The organism is Pseudomonas sp. PA1(2017) (assembly GCF_001945375.1).
In the GTDB taxonomy this organism is placed as follows: Bacteria; Pseudomonadota; Gammaproteobacteria; order Pseudomonadales; family Pseudomonadaceae; genus Aquipseudomonas.
The window spans coordinates 362,944-375,714 of sequence record NZ_MSXU01000001.1 but is presented as its reverse complement, the minus strand read 5'-3'; the positions used below and the strand labels follow the sequence as shown (position 1 = coordinate 375,714).

The following is a 12,771-nucleotide window of genomic DNA, read 5'->3' as shown; positions in this document are numbered from 1 at the left end:
TTTCCGTTTTTCAGGAATCCCTACATGCGCGTAGAAGGCTTTTTCGAATCCCTGGGCGAGGCGTTTGGCTCGTTCATCCGCTTTATCGTCGACGCCCTGAGCGGCGTGTTCGGCATGCTCGGCGGCGCGGTCGCCAGCTTTATCGACGGTCTGTCCGGCGCTCTGGGGGTTACCCCATCGCTGCTCAGCATCGCTGTGTTGCTGCTGGGGCTGATTCTGCTCTACAGCGCGGTGCGCTCGTTCATGCGCGGCTCGGTGATCGGTGGCCTGATCTGGCTATTGCTGGGCCTGTGGCTGCTTAGCGGGCTGATCCACTAAGAACCTGCTCACGATCTTTTTAGGCGACATCAAAGAGGCTGCTGCAAGGCAGGAGCAGACACTCAAACCAACCTGTGGGAGCCCCGACCTCGGGGCGAAACGATTGCAGCCTGACTGCCTATTTCGGCGGTGCCTGAGCGATTCGCCGCGAGGTCGCGGCTCCCACAATGGATCGGATAACGACGGCTCCCGCCACTTAACCACCAAAGTCGACGAACCTGGGCTGAAGGAGCATGAACAGCTTCTAAGCACCACGGCACGTGCAGCGCTGCTGATCTGAAGTCATCAGACATCTTGCATCCAAATGTTACAGCGGACGTGCTAGGCTGAGCGGCCGTCGTTAGCCGCCTAAGTACTCCAATGTCCGTCCATGGTCAGTTGCTACTGCGTCATCACACGCCTTTCATCCGCTTCTGGCTGGCACGTGTGTTCACTGCCAGCGGTTTCCAGATGCTCACCGTGGCCATTGGCTGGCAGATGTACAGCCTCACCGGCAACGTGCTCGACCTGGGCCTGGTCGGCCTCGTCGAATTTCTGCCCAAGATCCTTTTCATCCTGCTGACCGGTCACGTCGCCGACCGCTTCGACCGCCGCAAGGTCGCCGCGCTGTGCCAGTGCGGCCAGGCCATGGTCGCCATCACCCTGTTGATCGGCAGCAGCACGAGCAGCCTGACCCGCGAGATGATCTTCGTCATCGCCTTCATGATGGGCACCGCGCGGGCTTTCGAGATGCCCACCACCCAGGCCCTGCTCCCCAACATCGTGCCGCCGGGCCTGTTCCCCGCCGCCGTGGCGGCCTCCAGCTCGGCGATGCAGACCGCGACCATCGTCTCCCCCGCTCTGGGCGGCGTGCTCTACGCCGTGGCGCCGGCCTGGGTGTATGGCCCGGCGCTGGTGCTGTACCTGATCGCCGTGGGCATGATGCTCAGCCTGCCGTCTCAGCAGAAGCCGCTGAAGCAGAAGATCTCGGTGGAATCGCTGCTGGCCGGCTTCCGCTTCATCCGCAGCCGCCCGGAAGTGTTCGGTGCCATCTCCATGGACATGTTCGCCGTACTGCTCGGCGGTGCCACCGCGCTGCTGCCGGTGTTCGCCAAGGACATCCTGCTCACCGGCCCCTGGGGCCTGGGCCTGCTGCGCTCGGCGCCGGCGGTGGGCGCATTGCTGATGTCGATCTACCTGGCGCGCCATCCCATCGAGCGGCGCGTCGGCCCGGTGATTCTCGGCTCGGTGGCGATCTTCGGTGTGGCGACCATCGGCTTCGGGCTATCCACCTCGCTGTGGTTCAGCCTGGCAACCCTGGTGCTGCTCGGCGCCGCCGACATGGTCAGCATGGTGATCCGCGGCGCCTTCGTGCAACTGCAGACGCCCGATGACATGCGCGGCCGGGTCGGCGCGGTGAACAGCCTGTTCATCGGCGCCTCCAACCAGCTTGGCGACTTCCGCGCCGGCGTCAGCGCCGCCTGGTTCGGCACCGTACCGGCCGTACTGATCGGCGGCTTCGGCGCCATCGGCATCAGCCTGCTGTGGATCAAGCTGTTCCCGGCGCTGTCGAGCCGCGACCGGATTCGGGATCCGTTGGTGGGGGATGAGAAAGCGTCCTAGCGAAACCTAGAACGGCTCTCACACGTCTAGGTTTCTTCTGTGCGTCCATATCGTTACAAGTGCATCTAATCCAAGAGGCGCTGAGCTTCAAGAGCCCTTTTCATAGCGCGGGCACACTCCGCACGATTCCTATCGGTGGGTCGTTGGCACTCTGTGTAACTTTCAACTGGCGGTTTGGGCGGTGGCTGTTGTTCTTCAGGCCTGGGACCGAGGGTCAACGATGACATCATGAACAACGGTATCATGATGGCAGCACAGATCCCCCAGCCCAGAATCAGCTTGTCTAGCGATGCCAATAACCGCCAGCCGCGAATCAGCCACGCAGCCGGGGCACCACCCCGCGAGGCAACATCGACGAACTGCACGCTCAGGATGAACGTCGTCAGCGCCAGCACTGTGGACGCGATGGGGCTGCCCGCCCAGTGAGCGGTCAGGGCCGCGAAGGCCACGCTGGGCACAATATGCCTCAAAAACAGCAGGCCGCTGCCACCGCGCACCCAACGCGGCGGTATCAAGCGCAGACTGATGCCCATATCGAAAACTACGCACCACCTGGCCAGTCTGTTCCAGAGTTTGATAAACAAGCGGAACACGAGCAATAACGCCGTGCCGAGGGCCGCCACCGCAACCACCGTAACGGCAAGGTCCTTCGTGCTTTCGGATGGGCTGCTCAGTACGAACATCACCAGGCACAGATACAACCAGAAGACCGGATACAGCTGCACCCAGCCATTGCCCGGGCGCCAGTCCCGCCACCGAGGCAGATAAGCCAAACCAAAGTCGTTCAGCAGGTCGTCATGATGCTCGACGCGCCAAGCCAGCTCTTCGCAGGCTTGCCAGTCGACATCATCGAAGCCGTCCACCAACTTGCGGCGCTCGCCTTCACGCATCGGTTTGAGTAAAAACCAGACAGCACGCGACGCTGGCGAGGCCGGCTGCTCTTCGTTCAGCGACTGCCGCAACTCGGCGCGCAGCGCCATGGCGCCGAGGCGCAAACAAAGCTCATCCCAACGTTCGTCGTCACAGGGCAACTGACCACATGCCTCGTCCCAGTCGAACAGACGGCAAATTTCATCGAAGAAGTTCGGTGACCAGCCAAGGTTACTTTCAAGCAAGGCCAGCACGCCTTGCTGCAGATAACTGCTGCGATCGAATGGCTGCACCCAGGGCTGCTTCTTCAACTGCCTGACTGACTCGAGAACCGCCTGTTCCTGCCCAGCCTCCAATTGCGAATGCCATTGCCACAATTCGGCACTCAGCAGGCGCTCGGCCAGGGCGTTCATCGTCGGCATCGGCAGATAATCGGCCTGCCACGGCGTTAACCAGCTCAGCTGCGTCATGGCCCAGCGCAGGATTTCATCAGCCTGGTCGCCGGGCAGCTGAGCGCGGCGCAGCAATTCCAATTCGAATGCTCTGGCCTGCCCGGCCTCCCGAGCCTGGAGCAGCGCGTCATCAAGCGAAGCGCAGCTGTCCAACAGACTGACGACCCACGCCTGCTCGTCGAGCTGACGTTGCTGGGTTTCCGTCAACCGTGCGGTCAGGTGCTGTGCATCGTCGATCGGCGCTGGCGTAAAAGGCTCATCTAAAGCAGCAGGTGCTTCTACATTCTGAAAACGCTGCGCCCAATCCAACGCCCACTCATAGGCCTCGCGCAGCCGCTGGAAGGCCTCGGGGTCTTCGTCAGGCCGCGTTTGCTTGAGCAGCTGCGCGTAGCGGCGCTTGATGGTGCGGGTATCGGCCTCGGTGTCCAGGCCGAGCAGTTCCCAGGGGTTCACCACTCGGCCTTCTTGCTGTAGTCGACCTTGAAGGCGCCGGTGCGCCACATCGACCAGCGCGGCCAGGGCGAGCGACGGCCACCCACCAGGCCGAGGAACAGCACCTCGAGCGCCCAGGCAATGCCGAAGGCGACCCAGCCGGAAGCCAGATTCGGCGCGAACGCAGCGACGATCATCGCGAAGAACGCAGCCGGCAGGCCGTGGCGCAGCACCAGCATGCCGGCGCCACGGTCACGCCAGGCGGCGGGCAACAGCAGCCGGCTCAAGGGCACGTCGAGGCGCGTCAGGTAACGGGCCAGCCGGCTCCAGCCGCGCGCGAGCATCACCATCCAGGCGACCACCCCGACACTGATCAGCAGGTCCTTGAGTCCCAGGCCGAGATAACCGCCCGAACGCTCCAGGTACACCGACATTTGCGCATCCTGCAGCGAGGTGGCGAACATGGCGGTGAACAGCAGCAACCAGGCGTAGACGGTGGCAGGCACCGTCCACTGGCGCGGTTGCCAGCGCCGCCAGTCCTCGTCGATCTGCAGGCCGAGCTGCTCCGGCAACTCGGGGTAGCGCTCGGTGAGCAGGTGCTCCAGCGCGTCGCAGGCCTGCCAGTCTTCAGCGTCGAAGCGGTCGACCAGCTGCCGCGCCTCACGCTCGCCCATGGACTTGAGCAGCAGCCAGGCGGCGCGCTCCTCGGTGCGTAACGGCCAGTCCAGTTTCAGCTGCTGCAACAGGCGCTGGCCCACGGCGTGACGCTCGCAGCGCCAGCACAGCCAGTTCCAGCGCTCGACGGAGCACGGCAGCTCACCGGTGTCCTCGTTCCAGCCGAACAGCCGGCACAGGCGTTCGAACAACCCACCCGACCAGTGATCGGTGACCTCGAGCATCCAGAGCACGCCGTCCTGCAACTGCTGGCGGCGGTCGAACGACTGCAGCCAGTCGCTGGCCAGCAGCGCGGTGGCGGCGTCCACGACAGCGCGCTCCTCACCGGCCTGCAAGCGATGCTGCAGGGTTTCCAGCTCCAGCGCCAACAGGCGCTCGGCCAGGGCGTCCGAGTGGCTGCGCGGCAGGTAGTCGGCTTGCCAGGGTGAGAGCCACTGCAAGCGCTGCATGCCCCAGCGCAGGATGTTCAGCCCCTCTTCGTCAAGCGTGGCGCAGCGGGCCAGCAGATGACGCTGCAGATCGGTTTCCAGCCCCTGCTCACGGGCCTGCTGCAGGGCGGCATCCAGTGATGCGCTGGCTTGCAGTAATTGTTCGATGCGCGCATGCGGTGGCTCTTCGGTGGCGGCCACCACAGCAGGTTCGTCCTGCACTACCGACGCGAGCGCCTGCCATTGGTCGGTGCCGTCCTCCCGCGACCGATCCTGGGCGGCGGCATGGGCCAAGGCTTGCTCGTAGGCTTCGCGCAGGCGCTGGAAGGCGTCGGCGTCCTCGTCAGGGCGATGCTGTTTGAGCAACTGCGCATAGCGGCGCTTGATGCTGCGGGTATCGGCGTCGGCGTCCAGGCCAAGCAGCGTCCAGGCATTCATACTGATCAATACCCTTGTTCGATAGCATCCAGGCGCGCGGCCACTTCACCACGGGCCTCGCGAATTTCCCGCTCGTCCTGGCGCTCCAGAATGCTGGCGAAATGCGCGGCCAGCTGCCCGACGTGCTCACGCAGGTCACCCAGGCACTCCTGATACAAGCGCTCCATGCGCGCCATCAGGGCGCTGTTGACCTGCTGATCGCGCGGGTGGACCTTGAGCGCCTGCAGGGCGGCGAAGCGCTCGGCGATTTCCTCGGGGCTGAGCACACCGGGGTTGTTCTCGATCACCAGACGATGGCTTTCGCCGGTCAGCGGCGTGTCCACCTGGGCTTCGAGCAGGCCGTTGATGTCGTAGGTGAAGCGGATGTCCAGCGAGACTTCGCCAGCGGGCCGCGCCGGCACGGCCACGTCCAGCTCACCGAGAAAGATGTTGTTGGCCACCAGCCGGCTTTCGCCCTGGAAGATGCGCACGCTGACCTGCTTCTGCCCGTCATGCAGGGTATACACGCTCTGCACCCGGCTGACCGGCACTACGCAGTTGCGCTCGATGATCGGCAGGTAATGGCCGCTCTGCTGCTGCGTGCCCACCTGTTTGGAAATCTCCACGCCCAGGCTGTAGGGGCAGACGTCGGTGAGCACCACTTCTTCGAGCGTGGCATCGCGGGCCTTGAGCGCGGCCTGGATGGCGGCGCCCTGGGCGATCACTTCGTCGGGGTTCAGGTGCATGGCCGGGAAGCGCCCGAACAGGCTGGCCACCAGCTTGCGCACCAGCGGCATGCGCGTGGTACCGCCGACCAGCAGCACTTCGTCGAGGTCGGCAACCTTGATGCGCGCATCGCGCAGGGCCCGTTCGATGGGCGCGCGCAGGCGTTCGAGCAGCGGTTCGCTGATGCTCAGCAGCTTGTCCTGGCTCAGCGGCAGCGTCCATTCGCGACCCTCTACGCGCAGCTGAAACACCGCTTCGGGCTGTTGCCCAAGGGCGTGACGCACGCGCTGAGCCTCGCGGCGCAGGCGCTGATGAATCGCTGGCTGCTGGTGATCGGGCAAGCCCTGGCCACCCATGGCAGCGAGGAAGTGGGCGACCAGAACATCATCGAAGTCCTCGCCACCGAGGAAGTTGTCGCCGGCACTGGCGCGCACTTCCATGATGCCGTCGAACAGCTCCAGCACCGACACGTCGAAGGTGCCGCCGCCCAGGTCGAAGACCAGAAAGGTCGCCTCGCCCTTCTGGTGCAGGCCGTAGGCCAGGGCTGCAGCGGTGGGTTCGTTGATCAGCTTTTCGACTTTCAGCCCCGCCAGTTCGCCAGCGATGCGCGTGGCCTTGCGCTGGGCGTCGCTGAAATACGCCGGCACGCTGATCACCGCCTCACTGACAGGCTGCCCGTAGGCGCGCTCGACGTCTTCCTTGAGGCTGCGCAGCACCAGCGCGGACAGTTCTTCCGGGCGAAATGAACGCGACCCCAGGCGGGTGCTCTGGGCGCTGCCCATGTGCCGTTTGAACAGGGCGGCGGTAAGGTGCGGGTGGGTCTGCAGGCGCTCGCGGGCAATGTCGCCGACCACCAGTTGGTCATGGTCGTCGAGGCCGACCACGCTGGGCGTCAGCAGGCGGCCCAGGGCATTGGGCACCAGCCGCGCCGCCTCGCCGTCCCATACCGATACCAGACTGTTGGTAGTGCCGAGGTCGATGCCGATGATCATGTGCGTTGCAGCCTCCCTGTGCGTGCCGGCCAGCGGCGCGTGATGCGCCGGGCGGGCGATATTAGAGCGCTCTGACAAGCCTGGGTAAAGGAGGTTTCCCGCGCTTTGCCAACTTGCCGACAGAGACGGCTGCCGAGGCCTGGGGCGGGCTGCTATGATGCCGCGCTTTCGTGGATCGGCAACGCGATATGGCACGTGAAGTGCTTTGCTTGCGCTCTGCATACTTCAAACGCGCGTTCGCTGCCATCGGAGCTCCGCATGCTGGAAAGACTGTTCCAACTCAACGCACACAACACCAATGTGCGCACCGAAATACTCGCGGGGGTCACCACCTTCCTGACCATGGCCTACATCCTGTTCGTGAACCCGAGCATCCTCGGCGAAACCGGCATGGACAAGGGCGCGGTATTCGTCGCCACCTGCCTGGCGGCCGCCTTCGGTTCCGCAGTGATGGGCCTGATCGCCAATTACCCGATCGCTCTGGCGCCGGGCATGGGCCTCAACGCTTTCTTCACCTACACCGTGGTGATGGGCATGGGCCACACCTGGCAAGTCGCGCTGGGTGCGGTGTTCCTGTCGGCGTGCCTGTTCTTCCTGCTGTCGATCTTCAAGATCCGCGAATGGATCATCAACAGCATTCCGCTGGAGCTGCGCTCGGCGATCGCCGCCGGCATCGGCCTGTTCCTGGCGCTGATCGCCCTGCAGAACGCCGGCATCGTCGCCGCCAACCCGGCGACCATGGTCGGCCTCGGCGATCTGGGCTCGCCCGCCGCGTTGCTGGCGATCCTTGGCTTCTTCCTGATCATCGGCATGGAGGCGCTGCGCATCACCGGCGCCGTGCTGATCAGCATCCTGGTGGTCACCGGCCTGAGCATTCTGCTCGGGATTAGCGAGTTCGGCGGCGTGGTGTCGATGCCGCCTTCCCTGGCACCGACCTTCATGCAGCTGGATATCGCCGGCGCACTGGATGTGGGCCTGATCAGCGTGATCTTCGCGTTTCTGTTCGTCGACCTGTTCGACAACTCCGGCACCCTGATCGCCGTGGCCAAGAAAGCCGGCCTGATGCGCAAGGACGGCCACCTGCCGAAGATGGGCCGTGCGCTGATCGCCGACAGCACCGCGGCATTGGGCGGCTCGCTGCTGGGCACCAGCACCACCACCAGCTACATCGAGTCGGCGGCAGGCGTCAGCGCCGGCGGGCGCACTGGCCTGACCGCCATCGTGGTCGCCGTATTGTTCCTGTTCGCGCTGTTCTTCGCGCCGCTGGCCGGCAGCGTTCCAGCCTTCGCCACCGCCCCGGCGCTGCTGTTCGTGGCCGTGCTGATGGCCTCGGGCATGGCCGAGATCGAGTGGAGCGACATCACCGTCGCCGCGCCAGTGGTGGTCACCGCCCTGGCCATGCCGCTGACCTACTCCATCGCCACCGGCATCGCCTTCGGCTTCATTACCTGGGTCGCCGCCAAGACCCTGGCCGGGCGGTTCCGCGAACTCAATGGCATGCTGGTCGCGCTGGCCATTTTCTGTGTGATCAAGCTGGCGTTGTTCTAAACGCTCTTGGTAGCCCGGGTTGAGCGAAGCGATACCCGGGTAGGCCTCGATCAGCGTGTGCCCATGGGTAATCCTGGGTATCGCTTCGCTCAACCACAGGCTACGTCGTGTTGACGATCAATCTGCACCAGCCCCCTCTTGGTCGCTCCCCGCCCCACCAATGATCGACGACACCGGCACGCCGGCAGCGGAATCGCTACAATAGCGCCCCGTTTTCCTGCCGCACGAGTGACCGATGAGCCGTCCCGCATTCGACCCCGCCGCCTACGACGCCCAACTCGCCGAGAAGAAGGCCCGCCTGGTCGAACTGCTCGCGCCGTTCGCCGCGCCTGAGCCCGAGGTGTTCGAGTCGCCGCGCGAGTACTACCGCCTGCGTACCGAATTCCGCCTGTGGCGCGAGGCCGGCAGCGAAAACCGTCACTACGCGATGTTCGAGGCCGGCGACAAACACAGCCCGATCTTTTTCGAAGACTTCCCTATCGCCAGCCTGCGCATCAACGAACTGATGCCGCGTCTCAAGGCCGCCTGGCAGGCCAGCCCGGCGCTGGGCTTCAAGCTGTTCCAGGTCGAGTTCCTGACTACCCTGACCGGCGATGCGCTGATTACCCTGTGCTACCACCGTCCGCTCGATGACGCCTGGGAAGCCGCCGCCACGCTGCTCGCCGAGGAGTTGCAGGTGAGCCTGGTCGGCCGCTCGAAGGGCAAGCGCATCGTGGTCGGCCGCCCTTACGTGGAAGAGGAGCTGCAGGTCGCCGGTCGCCGCTTCCGCTATCGCCAGCCGGAGGGCGCCTTCACCCAGCCCAATGGCGAGGTGTGCCAGAAGATGCTCGGTTGGGCCTACGACGTACTGGGCCAGCGCGACGACGACCTACTGGAGCTGTATTGCGGTAACGGCAACTTCACCCTGCCGCTGGCCACTCGCGTGCGCAAGGTGCTGGCCACCGAGATCAGCAAGACCTCGGTCAACGCCGCCCTGGCCAACCTGGCCGACAACCAGATCGACAACGTCACCCTGGTGCGCCTGTCCGCCGAGGAACTGACCGAAGCGCTCAATGATGTGCGCCCGTTCCGTCGCCTGGCCGATGTCGACCTGAAGAGCTACGACTTTGGCAGCGTATTCGTCGACCCGCCGCGCGCCGGCATGGACCCGGACACGTGCGAGCTGACCCGTCGCTTCGAGCGCATCCTGTACATTTCCTGCAACCCGGAAACCCTGGCGCAGAACATCGCCCAGCTGCACGACACCCACCGTATCGAGCGCTGCGCGCTGTTCGACCAGTTCCCCTATACCCATCACATGGAGTCGGGCGTGCTGCTGGTGCGCCGCTAGGCTCTGCAGGAAAAGTACCTGCGCTCGGTGATGCTTCGTTAAAAATCGCGTCGGCCTGCTCATTTACAGCTCGTAAACTCGAATGCGAGCCCAGTCCGTGCCTCACCGATTTTTGCCTCGCCTGACTTCGCTCGGAAACTTTTCGTACCGACCCTACGGCTCAAGATGCAGCGCGAGCCAGGCTCGCGCTGCCGCCACGCTACTGCGCCGATAGCTGGCGAATCAACGCCACCGTGAGGTAGAGCCGCGGCGCGATGCTCGACAGCTCGATGTACTCGTCATCGGCATGCAGGCCGGCGCCCACCACGCCCATGGTCTCCAGCACCGCCGGCTTGTCGCTGCCCGGGGCGTAGGCGTAGCCGGCATCGGTGCCGAAGCGCATGGCGATCGGCTCAATGGTGCGATCGATCCTGGCATAAAGCCCCTGGGCCTGCTTGGCCAGTCGCTCGGACGCGGCATTCCTGGCCAGCGGCGGGCGCCCCTTCTCGAGACGCACCGTGACCTCGGTGTCGTCGATCAGCTTTTTCTGCACCAGGCGCTGCGCATCGGCCAGCACGCGGTCACTCTCGCTCAGGTCCGAGTAGCGCATGTCGGCCTCGGCCGAGGCGCTTGAGGGAATGATGTTGCGCTTTTCACCGGCCTTGACCATCGTCCAGTTGACCGTGGTGCCCTTGGCCGGATCGCCCAGGTCCTTGAGCTGCAACATCTGGTGCGCCAGTTCCATGGCGGCGTTGCGCCCGGCCTCTGGCGCCGAGCCCGCATGGGAGGACTTGCCCTTGACCTCGAGCATCACGCCGTTGATGCCGTTGGTGGCGACGGTCACGGCGTCCTTGTCTGGCGGCTCGTACGAGAACACGTAGTCATGCTGGCGGGCCAGTTCGGCGATGATGGTTTTCGAGCCGGCGGAGCCGGTTTCCTCGTCCGGGTTGAACAGTACGGTGAGCGTACCGAAGCCATCGAACTTGTCGTCCTGCAGGAGCTTCAGCGAGTGCAGGATCATCGCCACGCCACCCTTGGCATCCGCCACGCCAGGGCCATAGGCGCGCTCGCCCTCGACCTTGAACGGCCGTTTGGCGGCGGTGCCCGGCAGGAACACGGTGTCGTAGTGAACCATCAGCAGGAAGGATTTACTGCCGGTGCCCTTGAACGTACCGACGATGTTGTCGCCCGCAGACGGGCTGGCCGGGCTGGTCTTGACCTCGGCGCCGAGCGCCTCGAGTCGTTCGACCAGCAGGGCGCTGACGGTTTTAAGGCCCGGTTCCTGACCGGTGCCGGTGTCGACGTTGACCAGCTGTTCGACGGTGGCCAGGTAAGGCTTCTGTTCGGCCTGGGCTTTCTTGAGTAGCGCCTCGGGCGCCAGGTCGGCAGCGAGGACGGAAAACGACAGGAACGAGAGCGCGAGTGCGGCGGTGATAGGTGAGCGTCGGATGGGCATGCGCAGTCCTTTATCGAGAGAGTGTCCTTGCAGCCTTGACCAAGATGGGCCGCCGCGCCACCCGATGGCATCGATCAACGTCACTGCGCCGCTGGATTGCCGCACTCGGCGCCACCCTGGATGGGGTTCATCCCGGGTGGCGCCGCGCTCGAGGCTGGCTGAGGATCAGATGCTCTTCTCGAAGATCTTCGAATTGCGCTGGAAGTTGTACAGCGAGGCACGCGCCGCCGGCAGACGGTCGACGCTGCTGGGCTCGAAGCCGCGCTCGCGGAACCAGTGGGCGGTGCGCGTGGTGAGCACGAACAGGGTATTGATGCCCTTGGCGCGGGCGCGTTCTTCGATGCGCTCGAGCAGCTCGTCACCACGGCCGCCATGGCGATATTCCGGATTGACCGCCAGGCACGCCAGTTCGCCAGAAGTCGAATCGGCGATCGGGTAGAGCGCCGCACAGGCGATGATCATGCCGTCGCGCTCGACGATGCTGAACTGGCCGATCTCGCGCTCCAGCACTTCCCGCGAACGGCGCACCAGGATGCCTTGCTCCTCCAACGGCGTAATCAAGTCGATCAGCCCGCCGACATCGTTGATATCGGCTTCGCGCAGCGACTCGAACTGTTCGGGGTCGACCAGGGTGCCGCCACCGTCGCGGGTGAACAGTTCGGTGAGCAGCGAACCGTCGCCGGTATAGCTGACGATATGGCTGCGCTTGACGCCACCGCGACACGCCTGGGCAGCGGCATCCAGCAGCTCGCCCTGGTAATCGTTGCCCAGGCGCTGCACGTGGGCCGGCACCTGCTGCGGGCGCAGCTCGCGAATCAGCTTGCCGTCCTCGTCGAGCAGGCCCTGCTGGCTGCTGAACAGGATCAGCTTGTCGGCAGCAAGGTCGGTGGCCGCGCGCATGGCCACGTCTTCGCAGGCCAGGTTGAAGATCTCGCCAGTGGGCGAATAACCGAGCGGCGAGAGCAGCACGATATTGCGCTCGTCGAGCTGGCGGTTGATGCCCTTGCGGTCGATGCGCCGTACTTCGCCGGTGTGGTGGTAGTCGACGCCATCGAGCACGCCGATCGGCCGTGCGGTGACGTAATTACCGCTACTGACCCGCAGCCGCGAGCCCTGCATCGGCGAGGCGGCGATATCCATCGACAGCCGCGCCTCGATGGCGATGCGCAGCTGGCCGACGGCGTCGATCACGCACTCCAGGGTGGCGCCGTCGGTCACCCGCAGGCCGCGGTGGTAGACCGGCGTTTGCCCGCGACTTTCCAGGCGCGCCTCGATCTGCGGGCGCGAGCCGTGTACCAGCACCAGGCGCACGCCGAGGCTGTGCAGGAGCACCAGGTCGTGGACGATATTGCCGAAATTCGGATGGGCCACGCCCTCGCCCGGCAGCATGACCACGAAGGTGCAATCCCGGTGGGCGTTGATGTAAGGCGATGCGTGGCGAAGCCAGTTGACGTAGTCGTACATGTGCAGCGAAACCCTTGGGAGAACGAAAGAAGCAACGATGGGTGCAAGGCAGCTGGCCTCGCAGGCAGAGGCGGTGCGTTAT

9 protein-coding genes are annotated in these 12,771 nt (G+C 64.8%); 4 read left to right on the top strand and 5 right to left on the bottom strand.

The window, feature by feature from the left end:
• Positions 1–24: 24 nt before the first annotated feature.
• Positions 25–318 carry a hypothetical protein gene (locus BVH01_RS01695; protein ID WP_073262661.1) on the top strand — a complete coding sequence of 98 codons (294 nt, stop codon included), beginning with the start codon at positions 25–27 and terminating at the stop codon, positions 316–318.
• 360 nt (positions 319–678) lie between these two features.
• On the top strand, positions 679–1,920 hold the full coding sequence (locus BVH01_RS01690; RefSeq protein ID WP_075928675.1) for an MFS transporter: 1,242 nt from the start codon (positions 679–681) through the stop codon (positions 1,918–1,920).
• 65 nt (positions 1,921–1,985) lie between these two features.
• On the opposite strand, the gene BVH01_RS01685 is transcribed toward BVH01_RS01690, so the two are convergent.
• Genes BVH01_RS01685 through BVH01_RS01675 form a run of 3 tightly spaced genes read right to left on the bottom strand, consistent with a single transcriptional unit; the run spans position 1,986 to position 6,912 of the window.
• Positions 1,986–3,695, bottom strand: coding sequence for a J domain-containing protein (locus tag BVH01_RS01685; protein ID WP_139317758.1), 1,710 nt, complete (start codon positions 3,693–3,695; stop codon positions 1,986–1,988).
• Entirely contained in the window at positions 3,692–5,215 is a 1,524-nt protein-coding gene (locus tag BVH01_RS24780) for a J domain-containing protein (protein WP_177344591.1), read from the bottom strand. Before BVH01_RS24780 ends, BVH01_RS01685 begins: the two co-directional genes overlap by 4 nt.
• A gap of 5 nt (positions 5,216–5,220) precedes the next feature.
• Positions 5,221–6,912, bottom strand: a complete 1,692-nt coding sequence (locus BVH01_RS01675; protein ID WP_075928672.1) for a molecular chaperone HscC — start codon at positions 6,910–6,912, stop codon at positions 5,221–5,223.
• 258 nt (positions 6,913–7,170) lie between these two features.
• On the opposite strand from BVH01_RS01675, the gene BVH01_RS01670 reads away from it, so the two are divergent.
• The gene (locus BVH01_RS01670) at positions 7,171–8,460 is read left to right on the top strand and encodes an NCS2 family permease (RefSeq protein ID WP_075928671.1); all 1,290 of its coding nucleotides are present in this window, start codon (positions 7,171–7,173) and stop codon (positions 8,458–8,460) included.
• 235 nt (positions 8,461–8,695) lie between these two features.
• Positions 8,696–9,790 carry a tRNA (uridine(54)-C5)-methyltransferase TrmA gene (gene trmA, locus BVH01_RS01665; protein WP_075928670.1) on the top strand — a complete coding sequence of 365 codons (1,095 nt, stop codon included), beginning with the start codon at positions 8,696–8,698 and terminating at the stop codon, positions 9,788–9,790.
• A 199-nt stretch (positions 9,791–9,989) separates the two neighbouring features.
• Here the strand turns inward: trmA and BVH01_RS01660 are convergent, their stop codons facing one another.
• Positions 9,990–11,225, bottom strand: coding sequence for a M20/M25/M40 family metallo-hydrolase (locus tag BVH01_RS01660; RefSeq protein WP_075928669.1), 1,236 nt, complete (start codon positions 11,223–11,225; stop codon positions 9,990–9,992).
• Between the two features lie 165 nt (positions 11,226–11,390).
• Positions 11,391–12,689: an amino-acid N-acetyltransferase gene (gene argA / locus BVH01_RS01655; protein ID WP_075928668.1), complete on the bottom strand. Its 1,299-nt coding sequence runs from the start codon at positions 12,687–12,689 to the stop codon at positions 11,391–11,393.
• Positions 12,690–12,771: the final 82 nt, after the last annotated feature.